General features: G+C 39.6%; 21 protein-coding genes. 15 read left to right on the forward strand and 6 right to left on the reverse strand.

The window, feature by feature from the left end:
- Positions 1–55: 55 nt before the first annotated feature.
- The 3 genes from IEW76_RS11045 to IEW76_RS11055 form a co-directional block, all read right to left on the reverse strand.
- A complete protein-coding gene (locus IEW76_RS11045) occupies positions 56–1,684 on the reverse strand; it encodes a transglycosylase SLT domain-containing protein (RefSeq protein WP_188653795.1) in 1,629 nt (542 codons plus the stop codon).
- Positions 1,685–1,874: 190 nt separating this feature from the next.
- Positions 1,875–2,270 (reverse strand): VOC family protein, encoded by a 396-nt coding sequence (locus tag IEW76_RS11050; protein WP_188653797.1) that lies wholly within the window; start codon positions 2,268–2,270, stop codon positions 1,875–1,877.
- 196 nt (positions 2,271–2,466) lie between these two features.
- A complete protein-coding gene (locus IEW76_RS11055; RefSeq protein ID WP_188653800.1) occupies positions 2,467–3,420 on the reverse strand; it encodes a calcium/sodium antiporter in 954 nt (317 codons plus the stop codon).
- Between the two features lie 555 nt (positions 3,421–3,975).
- Here IEW76_RS11055 and nhaC point away from each other — a divergent pair.
- Both nhaC and IEW76_RS11065 read left to right on the forward strand, forming a co-directional pair.
- Positions 3,976–5,394, forward strand: a complete 1,419-nt coding sequence (gene nhaC, locus IEW76_RS11060; protein WP_188653802.1) for a Na+/H+ antiporter NhaC — start codon at positions 3,976–3,978, stop codon at positions 5,392–5,394.
- Positions 5,395–5,410: 16 nt separating this feature from the next.
- On the forward strand, positions 5,411–6,265 hold the full coding sequence (locus tag IEW76_RS11065; protein WP_188653804.1) for an MBL fold metallo-hydrolase: 855 nt from the start codon (positions 5,411–5,413) through the stop codon (positions 6,263–6,265).
- A gap of 119 nt (positions 6,266–6,384) precedes the next feature.
- Here the strand turns inward: IEW76_RS11065 and IEW76_RS11070 are convergent, their stop codons facing one another.
- Entirely contained in the window at positions 6,385–6,807 is a 423-nt protein-coding gene (locus IEW76_RS11070) for an organic hydroperoxide resistance protein (RefSeq protein WP_188653807.1), read from the reverse strand.
- Positions 6,808–6,965: 158 nt separating this feature from the next.
- On the opposite strand from IEW76_RS11070, the gene IEW76_RS11075 reads away from it, so the two are divergent.
- The 10 genes from IEW76_RS11075 (at position 6,966) to IEW76_RS11120 (ending at position 14,432) form a co-directional block, all read left to right on the forward strand.
- On the forward strand, positions 6,966–7,409 hold the full coding sequence (locus tag IEW76_RS11075) for a MarR family winged helix-turn-helix transcriptional regulator (protein WP_188653809.1): 444 nt from the start codon (positions 6,966–6,968) through the stop codon (positions 7,407–7,409).
- A 138-nt stretch (positions 7,410–7,547) separates the two neighbouring features.
- Positions 7,548–8,030 carry a MerR family transcriptional regulator gene (locus IEW76_RS11080; protein ID WP_229721210.1) on the forward strand — a complete coding sequence of 161 codons (483 nt, stop codon included), beginning with the start codon at positions 7,548–7,550 and terminating at the stop codon, positions 8,028–8,030.
- Positions 8,027–8,491, forward strand: coding sequence for an SRPBCC family protein (locus tag IEW76_RS11085; RefSeq protein ID WP_188653811.1), 465 nt, complete (start codon positions 8,027–8,029; stop codon positions 8,489–8,491). Before IEW76_RS11080 ends, IEW76_RS11085 begins: the two co-directional genes overlap by 4 nt.
- Before the next feature lie 206 nt (positions 8,492–8,697).
- Positions 8,698–9,081, forward strand: coding sequence for a hypothetical protein (locus IEW76_RS11090; protein WP_188653814.1), 384 nt, complete (start codon positions 8,698–8,700; stop codon positions 9,079–9,081).
- 310 nt (positions 9,082–9,391) lie between these two features.
- The gene (locus tag IEW76_RS11095) at positions 9,392–9,862 is read left to right on the forward strand and encodes a GNAT family N-acetyltransferase (RefSeq protein ID WP_188653816.1); all 471 of its coding nucleotides are present in this window, start codon (positions 9,392–9,394) and stop codon (positions 9,860–9,862) included.
- Between the two features lie 444 nt (positions 9,863–10,306).
- Positions 10,307–11,254, forward strand: a complete 948-nt coding sequence (gene qoxA, locus IEW76_RS11100; protein WP_188653818.1) for a cytochrome aa3 quinol oxidase subunit II — start codon at positions 10,307–10,309, stop codon at positions 11,252–11,254.
- Positions 11,255–11,278: 24 nt separating this feature from the next.
- A complete protein-coding gene (gene qoxB / locus IEW76_RS11105; RefSeq protein WP_188653820.1) occupies positions 11,279–13,222 on the forward strand; it encodes a cytochrome aa3 quinol oxidase subunit I in 1,944 nt (647 codons plus the stop codon).
- Between the two features lies 1 nt (position 13,223).
- Complete coding sequence (gene qoxC / locus IEW76_RS11110) at positions 13,224–13,829, forward strand: cytochrome aa3 quinol oxidase subunit III (RefSeq protein ID WP_188653823.1); 606 nt, start codon at positions 13,224–13,226, stop codon at positions 13,827–13,829.
- A gap of 1 nt (position 13,830) precedes the next feature.
- The gene (gene qoxD / locus IEW76_RS11115; RefSeq protein WP_188653824.1) at positions 13,831–14,205 is read left to right on the forward strand and encodes a cytochrome aa3 quinol oxidase subunit IV; all 375 of its coding nucleotides are present in this window, start codon (positions 13,831–13,833) and stop codon (positions 14,203–14,205) included.
- 20 nt (positions 14,206–14,225) lie between these two features.
- The gene (locus IEW76_RS11120) at positions 14,226–14,432 is read left to right on the forward strand and encodes a cytochrome C oxidase subunit IV family protein (RefSeq protein WP_188653826.1); all 207 of its coding nucleotides are present in this window, start codon (positions 14,226–14,228) and stop codon (positions 14,430–14,432) included.
- A 51-nt stretch (positions 14,433–14,483) separates the two neighbouring features.
- Here the strand turns inward: IEW76_RS11120 and IEW76_RS11125 are convergent, their stop codons facing one another.
- Positions 14,484–14,771, reverse strand: a complete 288-nt coding sequence (locus IEW76_RS11125) for a spore morphogenesis/germination protein YwcE (RefSeq protein WP_188653828.1) — start codon at positions 14,769–14,771, stop codon at positions 14,484–14,486.
- 473 nt (positions 14,772–15,244) lie between these two features.
- Between IEW76_RS11125 and IEW76_RS11130 the strand changes: the two genes are divergently transcribed.
- The 3 genes from IEW76_RS11130 (at position 15,245) to IEW76_RS11140 (ending at position 17,311) form a co-directional block, all read left to right on the forward strand.
- On the forward strand, positions 15,245–15,901 hold the full coding sequence (locus IEW76_RS11130) for a Type 1 glutamine amidotransferase-like domain-containing protein (protein WP_188653830.1): 657 nt from the start codon (positions 15,245–15,247) through the stop codon (positions 15,899–15,901).
- Between the two features lie 438 nt (positions 15,902–16,339).
- Positions 16,340–16,597: a YesK family protein gene (locus tag IEW76_RS11135; RefSeq protein WP_188653832.1), complete on the forward strand. Its 258-nt coding sequence runs from the start codon at positions 16,340–16,342 to the stop codon at positions 16,595–16,597.
- Between the two features lie 195 nt (positions 16,598–16,792).
- Complete coding sequence (locus IEW76_RS11140; protein WP_229721211.1) at positions 16,793–17,311, forward strand: protein kinase; 519 nt, start codon at positions 16,793–16,795, stop codon at positions 17,309–17,311.
- Positions 17,312–17,544: 233 nt separating this feature from the next.
- Here IEW76_RS11140 and IEW76_RS11145 read toward each other — a convergent pair whose 3' ends face one another.
- Positions 17,545–17,880 carry a hypothetical protein gene (locus tag IEW76_RS11145; RefSeq protein ID WP_188653836.1) on the reverse strand — a complete coding sequence of 112 codons (336 nt, stop codon included), beginning with the start codon at positions 17,878–17,880 and terminating at the stop codon, positions 17,545–17,547.
- Between the last annotated feature and the right edge of the window lie 72 nt (positions 17,881–17,952).

The following is a 17,952-nucleotide window of genomic DNA, read 5'->3' on the forward strand; positions in this document are numbered from 1 at the left end:
GTGCTATTTTTTGTTTTGGACTTGATAACCAAGATTGAGAGCATAAGCTAAGTGTCTACTCAATGACAAACGGCATCTCTAGCAAGAATTCAGTTCCGTATCGAGCCAAAAGGGTATATTCACCTTTAGGTGCATCATAACTAGGAGTGCCTTCTTGCATGAAGTTTTTGATACTAAGATCGAACGTAGCAAAAGACGTTTTCTTAGCCCCTGCTTTCAATTGAAGCTCGATCCAATCATCTTTTACATATCGAGGAGGGAGATCTCCTTTTCCTTTAAAATAAACGGGCTCCCCATCTTGTTGAATAGAGAAATGCAGGTTGGCAGAATGAGAAAGTGTAGAAGATCCGTAATAAACAAATGGCTCCTCAGCTTGATTCTCGATAGCCCCTGTTACCCGAATTTGATCTCCTTCAGAAAAGGATTTCTTATTCATAGACGCTTCTAGAACGACATTTTCTTTCTCCATAGAGTTCTGGTAGGGCTCTTCTACTTGAAATGTCATCGAAACCTTACTTTCCATCTCTTTACCACGCGTAGACGCTAAGTCTTTAATGTAAAGGGTGTACGTTTGGCCTGGCATATAATCTTGTTGAGGTTGAACCGTGATGAATTCTCTATTTACACTAACATCAGCACGAATACCCATACCGTCCTCGCGAACCATATACACATTTCGAGGATGAACAGTAGAAGGATCAATGGTTGTATTCATTTCGATTTCCCATGTTTTATCAATAGCTACATCACTTTTAGGATTTTCTTCAGTAAAGCCACTTGGTAAGGTTTCAATTGACCGAAGATTGGAAGAAGCCATATAGCCTCTAAAGTTTACACCCTCTACTTGATAGGTAATAAAGTGATTGTCTTGCGTGCTGTTTAAAAAGTAAGGGCCACCTGTAATTTCAAGCTCTGTATAGTAGGGAATACGCCTTGATGGGTCATTTGACATCTCCTTTTGATCTCTAAAGTTCCCGTAATAAGAATCTCCATCATTTATAGCGTAGACTTTGTCGCCTTCTTGAAACATTTGGGTGGAGTGTGAGTCAGCTTCATCCCAAGTATACGCCATCTCTTTAAAATGGAGCTTTCCATTATCATCTAATCCAAATATGAATTTGTCAGGGGTATCAGCGATCTGAATCAAGCTTCTTTCTTCAATGATCGAAAAGACTTGCTGTTGGTAAGTCGGTTTTACACGATCTTCATTGTCTGGATTATTCCGGTTTGCCACCCCGTTATAGGCCATGATTGGGTAGTACCACTGTTCAATAATTTGGCGGTTATCTGCACCATTAATCTCGGGGAGAATTCCTGCCTTCATATCATCCCATTTACGATTTAAAACCTTCGCTCCAGCCTCAATATTATAGGCTGTATCTGTCTTTAACTTTTGTTTATCAAAGTCAAAGTCCGTGTTCGTAATTTGCATCATGCCAATTCCACCATCATCACTAACAAGAGGGTGGCCGTTCTCATCGAATTGGTTCATTTTGTTTTCAGCCATAGCGATTGCCTTAAGAATCTCAGGGGGAATATCGTACTTTAGTGCAGCATTCGTAAGTAATTCATGCTTCTTCTCCCATGATAGCTCTTCATATGTCCCTTCTGCTGCATTCACTTGTGTTGTCATCCCAAAAGTGAAAAGTAAAACAGCAAGAAGGAGGCTCTTTAACCATTTCATCTTATGTACTCCTTTCCAGTAATTAAGTATTTTCAATATATTTCCTCTATTTAATTATAATTCTAGTAAACTGGGGATTACAAGTAGAAGGGGAAGAACTGGTTCCATTCTGATAGACTAAATCCTTACATGAACCTACACAAAAAGAAAAAGGCACTATGAAAGTGCCTTTTTCTTGTCATGAACGATTCTATTTTGCATTTTCATCTGTTTGATGAATGCCAAAGGTATTTCCTTCTGTATCTTTGTAATACCCTTGCCAAGCCATCCCGGGCAGGGCATGCTTTGGCAGCGCTACGACGCCACCATTTTCAAGAATTTTTGCATCAATCGAATCATAATCTCCTACTTCAATGGTACATGCGTAGCCATTTATAGGCTGATTAGGTGCTGGGGGTGGATCTTGACGTTTCATCAAAGCCCCGTTAATTCCAAGTTTATCAGCGTCGCCGGTAACTGCTCCAAAATAAGGCATCCCCGCGTATTCGCTCCAGTCTTCAAACGTCCAACCAAAAACTTCACCATAAAAATGTTTAGCACGATCCATGTCATCTACGTGAATTTCGAAATGTATGATTCTACCCATATTTCCCTCCTGAATACCCTATAGTTTGGTGAACAGATCCTTACTATAATTTCTGCAACTTTGTAAGATTTTCCTTCTTCTTAATGAATGAGATGAACAATCATTAGGAGGTGTTTTGGTAAGACCATGAAATACTTAGGATAGATAGCTTGGTATAGCAGTAGTTTTAAAGTTGTGTTCATGACCGATAAGAATCTTAATTTCTCAAAATAATGTAAACAAGATAAATGATATACATAGTTAGAAGGATAAAACCTTCTATTTTTCCAATTTTGTAATTAGTCCTAGAGAACAGGAACAACAACAAACTTAATGCAATCATAATCATTACATCAACGAATATTTTCCCATTCACAGGTAAAGGTGTTATGACAGCTGAAGACCCAAGAACAAATAGGATGTTGAAAATGTTACTCCCCACGACATTCCCTAATGCAATTCCACTTTCTTTCTTCAATGCTGCAGATATAGAGGTCACCAGTTCAGGAAGAGAAGTACCAATCGCAATGATCGTTAAACCGACTAACGTATCACTCATTCCTAGCGTATATGCAATCTCTGTCCCATTGTCTACTACCAGGTCTCCGCCAAAGATAATAGCTCCTAGACCTAATAGCGTTAAAAGGATGTTTTTCCCCCACTTTATATCTGTTGGGATTGGCTCTTGTGCCGACGTATTTCGACTTTTCATACCTACTTCAATGACATAGTACATAAATATAGATAGGAATAATAAGAAGATGATTCCGTCACCGCGCGTTAAGAAGTTATCGCTAAACCCTTGTAATCTCGTATCGCTTACGAGCACGAGTAAAGCCCCACTAGCCAGTAATATAAATGGAATTTCTTTTTTAGTTGTTTCACTCTCTACCATTAATGGATATAGAAAGGCTGCGATTCCTACAACTAACGTAACATTAAAGATATTACTCCCTACAACATTCCCAAGTGAGACTTCCGCATTTCCGTGTAATGCGGCAATAATACTAACGGTTGCCTCAGGAGAGCTTGTGCCAAAAGCTACAATCGTTAACCCGATCAGTATAGGTGGTACACGTAGAAGTCTGGCAATGTTTGAAGAACCATCCACGAATAAGTCGGCTCCTTTAATTAATAAACCAAACCCAACAAGCAATAAGACATACGCCATAGATTTCCCTCAAACTCCTTTTCATTTTTACTTATTTACCAATTTACTCATTTACCCATTTCCCTCTTTAGCTGTATTTAAAAAGGTTTGTTAGTTCAGCTTTTTGTACAGTGAAAACATAGAAGGGTCCATCATATTTAAAGGGGCAACCTAAATATCGGATTAATAAGTTGTGATTTTTAATTAACAAATCTTAATCTCGCATATAAAAATCTTTACTGATGATACTTGATTATTATTAAGAATTTAGGATCGATTTTTTTCGAAAAGGAGTTAGTTCTCTTTTTTAAATTTTACTTTTGTCATCTTTATAACCATACTATTCGGGTGAAATTCCTTTATTCATGGGTGATCAGGTGGTTCAGTCATAGCTTTTATGGACGTAGAATATGTAGAGTAGACGTTCCATTTATTTGTAATCGTTTTGCCTCAGATCTTACCGTTGACAATTTCTAAATCGTACATGTAGAATAATAGCTACTACGCTTTACTGGTTAAAAGCATAAAAGCATAAAAGCGCTAAAGTAAAATGGTGATTTGAGAGGATGATAGATTATGAGACGAGAACCCCGTATATGGCAAGCACTGCTTCCATTGATTGCTTTAATCGGAGCAGCCGCTTGTTCGATATTCTTCTGGAAGGTAGGGATGTACATTCCCTTTATCATCGGAATTGTGACATCAGCCCTTGTTGGGAAACGTCTTGGATATAGATGGAATGAACTGCAACACTTCTTAACAAACGGTGTTTCAAAAGCATTACCCGCTATTTTTATATTACTTATTATTGGAACCATTGTGGGGACGTGGATCCTTAGTGGAACCATTCCAACGTTAATTTACTATGGACTTGAACTGATCCAACCTAACTTTTTCTTACCAACTGTTGTGATCACATCAGGAATTGTTGCGATTACACTTGGAAGTTCCTTTACGTCTATTGCTACGATAGGCTTGGCCTTCATGGCGATCGGGACAAGTTTAGGATTTGCACCTGCTCATATTGCAGGCGCCATTATTTCAGGTGCTTTCTTTGGAGACAAGCTTTCACCGTTATCTGATACAACGAACATCGCCCCGGCCATGGTTGATGTTAACTTGTTTGATCATGTGAAACACATGATGTGGGATACGATTCCTGCTTTTATTCTGACCGTCATTGCTTTTTGGATCCTTGGATTAAATACAACAACTGGTGATTTTAATAAGACTCAAATTGAGACCATTCTAAATGGGTTGGATAACGTATTTGTTATCCATCCATTGCTCCTGTTACTACCGGTTATCACGATTATTTTAATGATCCGTCGTATCCCGGCGATCCCTGCTTTAGTAGTTGTCAGTGCCTTGGGGGGACTTGTTGCGATCATCGTTCAAGGAAACACGGTTTCAGAGGTTATGCAATCCATGACGAGTGGGTTCGTGTCTGAAACTGGAAATGAAACGCTTGATAACCTTCTTTCTAAGGGAGGAATTGATTCGATGCTCTCTACTGTAGCCCTTGTCACCTTCGCCACTTCTCTTGGAGGGATTATGGAAGGGATACAAGTGTTCGATGTCTTAATTCATCGACTAATCGAGAAGGTGAAGAGTACAGGTTCTTTAATTTCAACTACTCTACTATCCACTTTCTTTGTAAGTTTCGTTAGTGGAGCAATGTATTTAGCGATCATACTTCCATCGAAAGCATTTCTCAGTGTGTACCGAGAAAGAGGGATTTCAGAAACCAATTTATCTCGTAACGTAGAAGCTGCGGGCACAGTAGGGGTAACCCTTGTTCCGTGGGGTGTACCGGCTGTTTTTGCAAGTGGTTTAATGGATATTAGCCCTTATTCGTTTATTCCATTCATCTTCTTTGCATACTTTGTGCTACTGATTAACGTTATTTATGGATACACTGGTTTTACCATTACGAAAGAAGAACCTGCTTTGCCTTCAGAGAAAGAGAATTTGGAATACCCTAAAACGGTATAAGAGAGGTCGTTACATCATGACAATTGTACAAGTCCTTGGTACAGCTCAGGATGGGGGAGTGCCCCAGCCCGGTTGTTTCTGTACGAACTGCCAACAAGCAAAATTATCTCCTAGACGGCGTCGTAATGCAGCTTGCCTCGGTATTGTGGACGAGCAAACAAAGGAATGGACCCTTGTGGATGCCACGCCAGATATTAAATTACAGATGGAGCAGTTGGAAACAGCATTACATCCTAAGCCTCAGTCTATCTGGCTTACACATGCTCACATTGGACATTACCCGGGACTGATTTTCCTTGGAAAAGAAGCGATGAATACGCACGAATTGCCAGTGTATGCGGGTGCTGAACTAGGGGAGTTTCTTCACCATCACCTACCATGGAGCACGCTGGTAGAGAACAAGAACATTTCAATTGAAGCACTACAGCATGGAAAGATCCATTACCAGGGGGATTACTCAATAATCCCTTTACTCGTCCCTCATCGAACTGAATACTCTGAGACATTTGGATTTGTTATTAAAGGGAGGGAGAGCTCTCTTCTATACATCCCAGACATTGATAGGTGGGAAGATTGGGAGGAAGACCTTCTCTCTGTGGCAAAAGAGGTGGATTATTGCTTGCTTGATGCCACTTTTTATTCAGAAGAGGAGGTGAAAGGGCTCGGACGTGAACCGAAATCCATCCCGCATCCTTTCATGGAAGAGACGATGGGCCGCCTTCAGCCACTAGTAGACAAGAAGGAGCTAACGGTTTATTTTACACATTTAAACCACAGTAATCCTGTTCTTGATCCTGGTACGGATGCCTGTAAGACGGTTAGTCAAAGAGGGTTTAAGATTGCAGAGGAAGGAATGAGGATTCAATTATAGGGAGAAGTGAGGTTCTCACACTTTCTATCATGCTTTTCAAATACCAGATGATCAAAGTGGAATCATAAAAACTAGTTTAGTGAAAGAGCTCAGAATGAATTCTGAGCTCTTTTTTAAATTTATTTAGCTGTCGTATTCAGTGTTACTTCAATGTTGTCACGCGTTGCACGGGAGTAAGGGCAAACTTGATGAGCCTGGTGAGTTAGTTCTTCTGCTTCTTCTTGGGAAACTCCCTTGACCTCAACATCTAATTGAACAGCTAAACCGAAGCCATCTCCTTCTTTGCCGATACTCACATTCGCAGTAATCGCAGATTCAATCGATTTCTTGGCTTTTGAAGCCACAAGTTGAAGAGCGCTATCGAAGCAAGCGGAATAACCAGCTGCAAATAGTTGTTCTGGGTTTGTTGCTCCTTCTTTTTCTTGTCCGCCAAGTGATTTAGGCATAGATAGCTCGAAATCAATCGTTCCATCACTAGAGGTTACCGTTCCTTTACGTCCACCTTGTGCTGTTGCCTGTGCTGTGTATAGAGCTTTTTCCATGATTCCATCTCCCTTTTCATTTACATTTTGCATGATTTGATTGTGCGCAATTAAATTTACAACAACTTATATGGGTTGTCAAAAATAAAGCGTTCGTTTTGTTTTGTTGTCGGCGAGATGGAGATTCGCTACACTAAGTGGTAGAAGGAGAGATCTGCATGGCTGAAGATCATTTAAAATTAGAAAATCAAATCTGTTTCTCGATTTATGCAACAGCTCGAGAAGTAACGAAATTGTATAAACCCCTCTTAGAGGAGCTAAACGTGACGTATCCCCAATACTTAGCACTTCTTGTGTTGTGGGAAGAAGACTGCATTACAGTAAAAGAAATGGGACATCGTCTTTATTTAGATTCTGGCACGCTTACCCCGATGTTGAAGCGAATGGAAACAGCGGGGCTTCTATTCCGTGAGAGATCAAAACACGATGAACGTAGTGTAGTTGTATGCTTAACAGAACAAGGAAAAGAGGCTGAACAAACGGCTGATTCGATTCCGTATCAATTGCTTGATCAGCTGAATATGGATGCTGAGGAGCTGAAGCAGTTTAAAGCCTCAATGATGAAGGTATTGAATAGCGTTCATCAGAAGAATGAGTCATAAATGTTTCGGATATCGAAGGGACGAGGGACCTGTCCCCATGGTCCATGAAAAGGAGCACCTAATCAGGGTGCTCCTTTTTCTATTTAAACAGATATCGCGGGTGAATGGTCTAAAATAAACCTCTTTTTTGGCGATTATATGAAAGAATATATGTATGCTAACGATCGTTTAGTTCGTTTAACAGACAGTTCGATGTATTTTTATAATAATTCAAAGGTTGAGGTTGACTATGTGGTGCACTACATCCTTTATGATTTTAGTGAGGTGGGAGACATGTACAGGGTTGGTGAATTTTGCAGAATGACTGGTTTGAGTAAAGAAACCTTACGTTATTACGCTCAGATCAAGCTCTTAGAACCAGTCTATATTGATCCACGGAATAACTACAGATATTATGACAATGGCTCATACTTGGTTGCGAGGTTGTTAGTCTACTTAAGAAAGTTCGATTTCTCTATTCAAGAAATGTTAACCGTTGTGAATGATGAATCCTTTGAACACTTAGAAGATTTAATTAAAGAAAAAAGAAGAAACTTATTACAAGAGGTCCACCGCCTGCAAACAACGATTAAGGAGATGGACGAGTTCTTTGAAATGGAAAAGGGAGATGAAGAGAAATGATTAAGTGGCATGAAGAACGAATCATCCCAGTAAACATTGAAGTGATCTGGAGGTTGTTCGAAATCGAAAACCTACATCGTATTATGCCGAATGTAATTGAGAACAAAGTGCTAGAAAGAAAAGAAGGGGTAGTTGGTACCACGTATCAACAAAAGTATAAAGAAGGAAAGCGTGTTGAAACTTATATTGTCGAAGACTTGGAGTATGAAAACACCCCTCTGGAGAAACATAACAAAATTGGTTTTACATTAGCGAAAGCATTTGAAATAGAAGCCTCTTTCACATTAATAAAGCAAAGTGAGAATGAAACAAGATTTATTTATAAAGGACAAAACGTAGGGTTGAACTTTTTAGGAAAAACGCTACTTAAATTAGGCGGGCAAAAAAACAACCAAAAAGTAGTCGTTGATTTCATGGATAGAGTAGAGAAAGAAGCTTTGGTCGAAAATAAGTCATCATAATTCCGATATGATGAGATCATTAATAGTATACAAGTTACTTTTGGTGGCGGGGCGATGAATAGATTGTTGCTATACTATTTCGTGACTTAAAGGGACAGTGAACCTGTCCCTTTGTTTCGTTCGTGATTGTAATATTATGTTAAAATGGGTGTGATAAGAAACTTTTTTGGAGTTATGCCGACTGTTTTTAAAAGGAGGCTTCATAAATGAATAGCTCAAAACTCATACTTTCACTGATTATCATGTTTGTTTTATTAGTAGGATGTAATGATGGGACTACTGTTCATTTATCTACGAAGAGCAATAACCCAACCCCAAAAGATTATCTAGAAAGTGATACTGATATTTTTCTACTTAGTGGGTATGTATTTTCAAATGCACAGGATGTGGACTGGGTAAAAGAATTGGAATATGAACTTGGTGAACAAATTGGTGAAATAACAAAACAATCAGAGCAGGCCTCTCAATTTACAAATGGAACAGCAAACAAATTACCAGTAGGAACAAAGGTATTTAAAACAGATACACAAGCTTATATCGCGATTGTGGAAGACGAAAAGATCTTGTATGTGAAAATGGTAGAAGGCTAATACGTTTATCAATAAGATTAGCCATATCTTAGTAAAGTAACAAGCAGGGGGGGGTTTATGAAAGACCGATCATTTTTGGTAGTGGTATTATTTTTTGTTTTAGGTTCTGCGATGGTAAGTAGTATGGACTCGCTTAGTTACACTTTTAAGTCGCTTTTTTATGGAGTAGCTATGATCGTTCTATTGGCTTTAGGGTTAGTGCGTTTATATAAATATTTCACTAAAACTAAACAGTACTGAGCTAGAATCAAACGAATAGAAAACTTGATATGGAAGTAGATAGGGAAAGATCCAATAGGTGGGTGAGGTTATGGAGGTAAGGTTAGAAGAAGCAACAGTTAACGATGCGCCATTAATTTTTGATATACAGGTGAAGGCTTTTAAGCCACTATTCATTAAGTATAAAGACTATGAAACGAACCCAGCTAATGAAACTGTTGAGAGAGTAATTAGTAGGATAAATAGTCCTAATGGTAGTTTTTGTAAAATTATTGCCGATGATCAACTTATAGGTGCTATCTGCGTCCACTGGAAAGAAGACGTACAGTTTTGGATAAGCCCAATGTTTATTTTACCTTCTTATCAAGGAAAAGGGCTCTCACAGAAGGCTATAACTTTAATAGAGGAACGATTTCCTCAAGCGATTACTTGGGAGTTAGCTACTATCTTGGAGGAAGAAAGAAACTGTTACATATATGAAAAAATGGGCTATAAAAAGACAGGAGTTAGCAAAAAGGTAAGCGATAACGCAACCCTCATTTTTTATAAAAAGGTTTGTTAGAGAACATCGCAAGTCGCATCAGTAAATTAAGGAATCTTGAAAAAAGGGAGAATTGTTATCTATTTAGCTGTTTCATTTATTTAAGGAACCTGTTTCACTTTAATAGTGAAACAGGTTTTTGCTTTTATCTGATAATTAGAAGTTACATATAATGCTACTGGCAGGGAAATGTTTCGTTCCATTTAAGAGGGGGGAAAGCCTGAACATCTGGGCTAGGGCTTTTCACATCCAATTTTTCGTTAATTTGTTAGCGACTTCCTTGAAAGCGTATAGCATTTCATATATTTATTAAAAATTCGTGAACGATATATGACAAAGTTGTGAACAAGCATTCCTATTTCGTCAAAATCTGATATAATCAGTCAAGCCCTGATACGTATAACAGCTCCTAGTTTCAGAGTTTTATACTTATAATTTAACAGATTGATAGGAGGGTTAAGATTCATGAAAGCTAAACATCTCCGTAATAGATGGTTAGGTTTGCTGCCGCTCAGCTTGATTTTTTTCTTAAGCGGGTGTGGGCAGTTGGAAATGACTGTGCTCAATCCAAAAGGGCCAGTCGCTCAAAGTCAATATGACCTGATTGTATACTCCCTTTGGTTCATGCTTGGAATCATTGTTGTCGTGTTTGCTTTATTTACTTACATGATCATCAAGTACCGTGAGAACCGCCCGGGACGAAAAGAAAGTGACTATGACCCGAATTTGCATGGTAATACAACCATCGAGATCATTTGGACGATTATTCCGGTCATAATTGTCATTCTTTTATCCATCCCGACCGTAACAACATTATTCGACTTGGAAAAACCTCCAGTACCTGCTGCAGGGGAAGAGGAGAAGGAACCACTAGTCGTTTATGCAACAACAGCGGATTGGAAATGGTTCTTCAGTTATCCGGAACAGGATATTGAAACCGTGAACTACTTACACATCCCGGCTGATCGTCCAATAGAATTCCGTTTGTCATCGGCAGATTCGATGTCAGCCTTATGGATACCAGCACTTGGCGGTCAAAAGTACAACATGGCGGGTATGATGACTACATTGTATCTAGAAGCCGATGAAGAAGGGGTATACGATGGACGTAACTCTAACTTCAATGGTGAAGGTTTCGCTGCTCAAACGTTCAAGGTATATGCCGAAAGCGAAGAAGAATTTAATGCATGGGCAGAGGAAATCAGCAATGAAGCTCCAGAGCTTACAGCAGAACGTTATGATGAACTGCTAGCACCTGGGCTTACCGACGTACAGTCCTATTCCAATACACACTTGGATTACGTGAAGCACCATACGAGAGAGGGTATGGGCTATGTCGTCGAAAAATACCGTGAACAATTCAAAGAGAAGCTTCATTTATACGAAATTGAAGAACAAGAAAGCTTCCAATAGTACGTAAAGAAAGCAGGTGAAGACATGCACATAACAGATATTCTAGTCACCGGTGAACCGATCATCTATGGTGCCATGGTATCCATGGCATTAGGTGGGCTCGCCATCCTTTTCGTTCTGACGTATTTCAAGAAATGGAAATGGCTGTGGCGTGAATGGTTAACATCGGTTGACCACAAGAAAATCGGTGTCATGTATATTTTAAGTGCCCTTCTCATGTTATTCCGTGGTGGCGTAGACGCCATGATGATGAGGGTGCAGCTAGCATTTCCTGATTTGGGATTCTTGAACTCCCAGCACTATAACGAAATATTCACAACGCACGGAACGATCATGATTATTTTCATGGCGATGCCGTTCTTGATCGGACTCATGAACATTATCGTTCCTTTACAAATTGGAGCGCGTGACTTCGCGTTCCCATATCTGAACGCCTTAAGTTTCTGGTCCTTCTTCTTCGGAATGGCGCTTTTCAACATTTCCTTCGTAATCGGAGGATCTCCGGATGCCGGGTGGACGAGTTATACACCACTTTCCGGTGCGGCCATGAGCCCAGGACCAGGACAAAACTTCTATCTTATGGGACTGCAGCTATCAGGGATCGGTACCCTTGCTACAGGGATTAACTTGATGGTGACGATTTTGAAAATGCGTGCCCCAGGCATGAAGCTGTTCCATATGCCGATCTTCACATGGTCGACTTTGGTTACATGTTTCATCATCGTGTTCGCATTCCCGATTTTAACAGTAGCTCTTGCACTACTTACTATTGACCGTATTTTCGGTGCACAATTCTTTACGCTTACAGGGGAAGGCCTGCCGATGATGTGGGCGAACCTGTTCTGGATGTGGGGACACCCGGAAGTGTACATTGTTATTCTTCCAGCCTTCGGTATTTTCTCCGAAGTCATTGCCACATTCGCGAAAAAACGTCTGTTTGGCTACAATGTGATGGTTTGGTCGATGATCGTTATTGCATTGCTTAGTTTCTTAGTATGGGTCCACCACTTCTTCACGATGGGTGCTGGCGCATTCGTTAACTCCGTCTTCTCTGTTTCGACGATGTTAATCGCCGTACCGACAGGAGTGAAGATATTCAACTGGCTCGCGACGTTATATAAATCGAAAATCGAGTTCACAGTACCAATGCTTTGGTCACTTGCCTTCATCCCAAGTTTCATCCTTGGTGGTGTGACAGGTGTTATGCTCGGTATGGCAGCAGCGGACTATCAGTTCCACAACTCGTACTTCCTAATCGCACACTTCCACTACGTGCTGATTGCAGGTACTGTATTCGCCTGCTTCGCAGGTCTTGTATTCTGGTATCCGAAAATGTTTGGTCACAAGATGAACGAGCGTTTGGGTAGATGGGCATTCTGGTTGTTCTTCTTCGGCTTCCATGTGTGTTTCTTCCCACAATATTTCCTAGGCCTCGACGGAATGCCGCGTCGTTTATTTATCACGAACGTCGCAGAGTGGCTTCCATTGAACGTCATTTCAACTGTCGGTGCTGTCGGAATGGCTCTTGGTTTCGTAGTGTTCGTTTACAACGTTTACTACAGCTTCCGTTACAGTGAGCGTGAAACAACAGGCGACTCTTGGAACGGAAACGGTCGTACGCTTGAATGGGCGACGACGACACCAGTACCTTACTACAACTTCGCAACGGTTCCATATGTTGATGAAATCGATCCATATGTCCGTATGAAAGAAGAAGGCAAAACGACGTTTGAAGAAGACGAAGTGAAGCCGATCCACATGCCTAGTTACACAGGACAGCCGTTCATCTTTATGGCTTTACTCGGGCTTGCAAGCTTCGGTCTTATCTTTGAATGGATGTATCTCGCTGTCTTTGGCTTGATCGGTGGAGTAGTTATGATGATCCGTCGTTCCTTCGATTATGACGATGGTTACTATGTATCGGTTGAAGAAATTAAAGAGACAGAGAAAAAAGCGAGGGGGTTATAATATGGCTGCGGAAGAACTGAAAACAGGTCCTTTAGAATATCGCACCCAAGAAGGTCAAATGAGCATTATGGGCTTCTGGATTTTCCTTGGAGCGGAAGTTGTCCTTTTCGCGACCCTTTTCGCAACGTATGCCGTATTGTTCGGACGTACAGCTGATGCACCACTGCCAAGCGAATTGTTTGAGCCGGGCATCGTTCTTATTATGACTTTCCTGCTTTTAACGAGTAGTTTCACGTGTGGACTTGCGATTCACGAAATGAGAAGGGGATCAGTCAAAGGGCTGATCTTCTGGATGGTCATTACGTTAGCTCTTGGTCTTGGATTCCTTGGATTTGAGATTTACGAGTTCGTTCACTATGCGCATGAAGGAGCAACGCTTCAGTCTAGTGCTTTCTGGTCGGCATTCTTTGTCCTTGCCGGAACACACGGACTGCACGTGACGCTTGGTATTGGCTGGGCGATCCTGCTTTTAATCCAAATCAAGCAGCGCGGACTTACGAACGTGACTAGCCGTAAATTCTTTATTATCAGCTTATACTGGCACTTCCTTGATGTCATTTGGATTTTCATCTTTACGAGTGTCTATCTGATAGGGATGGTGATTTAATATGGCTGAATCGAAAAAACGCGTACCAATGAATCACGTCATTGGCTTTATCTTGTCACTTGTCATGACGCTAGTCGCCGCATGGGCAGCGATTCAATCTGACTTGCCTGTCACATGGGTGATTATCGGAATCATGATTCTTGCCTTGTTACAAGCGGGCGTTCAATTGTTCATGTTCATGCACGTTACGGAAGCTTCAAGCGGAAATGGGCATGTACCTTGGAACATGATGTTCCATGGTTTTGCACTTGCTGGAATTCTTGTAGCAGGCTCCCTTTTCGTAATGTCCTTTGGGCATGACCATGGTGATCATGGAGATATGGGCGACATGGAACAACAAGAAGAGCAGCATTCAGAAGACCATAGCGGTCACTAAAACAAATGGGGGTTATCAGGATGGAACAAAAGCAAAACATGCCAATGGAGGCCGGATGGCCGTGGAAAGATTTGATCGGGTTTATACTTTGTATACTGTTGACGGCTTTTTCATTAGGCGGAGCGCTTTATTCCTCCTATGACCTTAAAATTGTCTTATATATTCTGACTGGCTTAAGCTTTGTACAGGCGATGATCCAACTGTACAAATTGCAACCACGGGACTAAAAAAAGAAACGCGTCTTTCCTGATTTCAGGGAAGGCGCGTTTCTTTTTTATTTACCTGAGCTGATCTTTCGTTAAGCTTTTTTTGTATCCAGGGCTTGCTTTTACGGTCGCTACCATGAACATCACCCAAGCCACGTGGGCGCCGATTAAACCGAGGTAGAACATGGCACCTGTGATGGAGAATAATCCTGGATCTGTGTACATCGTCACTTGGAAGAAGTACAACCACATGCCGATCAGTAGGATTGATTGCGCTACAGCAAATGCCATCTTTTTCGTTTGTAAGAATAGAAATGGAGCTATTGTCGCCAAGAGCAAGAACATTACGGTCGCACCCATGAAAATCATCTCCTTATTCATGTTTCATTAATGTAAACGTTTTCTTTGACTATATTGTAACAGAAAATTCATACTTTGGACACAAAATGTTCATAATTGGGCTGACAATTTTAGAATTTCCTTTTTTAGGCTTGTTTAAACGAGTTTTTTAGACTCTTTTAATGTTTAATCTTGTTAGTCCTAGCTAATATGTTTCTTCACTAGTAATGCGAAGGGACAATGAAGTAGCCTTGTGGGAACTAGATTTAAGTTCCTAATGAACGCGGTAATCAGACATCGCGTTTTTCTTATGAAAAAGTTATTGTAAGATTTAAGGTGTTTTGAAATAATTGGTATTAAATAAAAGGAGCGAACTAATCGAAGAGCGTTGTTTAACTTGTGCTAAACAATGAGGCTATATTGAGTGTATTTTGTTCGTGATAAGTAAACAGAATGAGTGACGCAACGAATAAATGCTTTGAGCGGGGGTACTTATGAAAACTCACTATTATTTAGGTTGGTTTAACAATTTCTTTCCAGAGACTTTGGGCGGGCTGTTACAGGAGGATATAACTGATCGAAAGTCGATTGCTATGATTAGCTCGAATCCATCTGTTTATGAAGATGATGGTGCTACTGAACGCTCCTGGCTTGACCAGGCTGGCATTATTTTTGATGAATACCATTTAATTAATGATCGCGTACATAAGGAAGAAGCCCAAGCGAAGATTCGAAATGCTTCAGTCATTTTTTTGTTGGGTGGAAACATATTGGAACAAAATAGGTTTTTGATGGAATATGGATTATCAGATTTAATAAAAAGCAGCAGGGCAGTTGTGATGGGAGCAAGCGCTGGTGCAATTAACATGTCCGCTAAATGGTTATGCTCAAAAACTTTTGGATTTGAAGTGGAAAAGAGCTCTGTTTACAGTGGAATCGGTCTTGATCATTTTTCAGTCCTGTCTCATTTTGATCTTGAAAATAATATTGCACTTTTTCAAAGTGAACTTTCTCTACTATCGGAAGAAATTGATGTTTATGCGTCGAACAAAGATTGTGCTATACGTGTGAAGGGAGACAACATTGACATTATTGGAAATGTATTTTTAATTTCTAACTCAAAGATTCAGAAATTGGATGAGACGCTCTAATTATAGTAAATGGCTCCGAAAAACAAAGGTGTGCAGAACGGTCAACCAAGGTCAAGAATGAGTGTAGAATGTGCGCCTCCTTTATCTTTTTCCACTAACCGGTGCGATTCTGCAAGATCTTGTATTTACTAACGGAGCAGGAAAGATGAACAAATTAGGGGGGAGCTCAGTGAAAAAAGAATCTAACAACTTCTTTAAGATGGTGTTTGGGGTTATTGTTGGTATAGCAATTTACGAAGCAATAAAGGAACTAATTCAATATTTATCCTGATTGTAAACAGAAACTAATTAAAGTAACGGGTGCGATTGTTAGTGATCACTTTTTACTATGCGAGCAACTTAGTAGAAGAACGGACTTTCTATAAGAGTTTTATTTAAATATGGTGACAATGGGTGCAGAAGTTGTAATAGTATTTACAATCCAGAGGAGGAATTCAAATGTCTTACTTGTTAATGACGGCTATCATTACCGTTATTTTAATTTGCGCCTCTTTGTTATTTAAAATAAATAAATCACAATTACAATATATACTATCACCAATATTCATGCTGTTAAGTTTTGTTTTACTACTGATAAGTTTCCTTGTGGGTAGATGGGAAGGGTTAGGGATAGGAGCTATAAGTTTTTCGGTTTTGATTGCCTCGATAATCACTTCTATCGTTATGGGGAGCTCAGCTTTTTTGACAAGAAAATAAGTATCCACCCTTATGATTTTGGTTTCGTCTCATAAGTGCACTATATCAACGAGGTGCACCTATGAAGCTAACAAGTGCGATTGTTCAAGAAGTGTTTTGTAGAGGTAGGTGAAGAATATGATAAGAGAAATAATAAGCAATTGGAATAGGTATTGTAAAGAAGAAAATTTCATAGGTATAGGTTCTACACGAAAAGTGTATAAAGTATCCGATTATGTAGTCAAAGTAAATTTGCATCCTATTGGTTATACTCAGTCAAAAAATGAGTTAGATCTTTATAATGCGATGATGGAGCAAGGACTATACGACTTGTTTGCTCGGACTTATTATGTAGATGAGTATATCTCAATTCAAAGGTATTATGAGCCATTAGAAATGAAGTATAACCAATCGTTTGAAATTGATTTGAGTAGAGAAGAAAAGCTAATTCCAAATTTGTACGAAGAAGTTCTTACTCTATTAGATCAGGAATTCAATAGTTTTGATTTAAAAGACAGCAGCAACTATGGTTTAAACAATGAAGGAAAACTTATTTTAATTGATTATGGAATGAATAAAAAATTGTATGAGGAACAATGGGTGCCTTCAGCAGAGAATGGAATTTTACCACAGATCGACTACGATTTTTGTACGGTTTGTGAAAGCAAAAAGGAATTACGTATGTATGGAGAAAACGACAGGGATAAACGTTGTTACTCGTGTGGTAAGGAGTGAGGAGAGTTATTGCGCAGGAGGTGCACCAGGAGCTTCTTTCTATTGGAGCTAAAGGAGAAGTTTAGTAAAATTGGTATGTGCTTAGCATTCTATTCTTTGTTTGGAAGGTGTATTTTTTTGAAGAATAAAAACAAATTCAACTCGAATAAATTCCCTACCAATCGAATCGGGGTAGGGAATTTATTTTAAATTAAAGATTACTTATAAGAATTTTGTTTTTACTTTCAATTTGATTAGTAAAAGTTCCACTCATCCATATCGGGAATGTAAATAGGATTAATCCCTTTGTTATGCAAATCCCCATTAACATCGTTTTCAAATTCACTATAATTTGGGATTTCAACATCTGTAAATCCATCAGGAGAACGCGCATATGAGTTTACTTCGTATTCCCCTTTCGTTTCATCCCAGGTAAATTCGACCGTGACATTAATTCTGTAGCTTTTCATACCCTCATCGCCATAGGACTCATTTTCATATTCATATTTAAATTCAAAATAATCTGGAGGCTCATGATCTCCTCCATTACTCTGATTGGAAGAACCAAAGATTTTATCTAAAAGGCCCATAATTATTTTTCCCTCCCTTCAATGTAATAGTTACTCTAAAATATGAGAATATCCTTTTTTTATTCCGGAATA

Origin of the sequence: Pontibacillus salipaludis, from assembly GCF_014642405.1 — a bacterium.
Classification (GTDB): Bacteria; Bacillota; Bacilli; order Bacillales; family BH030062; genus Pontibacillus; species Pontibacillus salipaludis.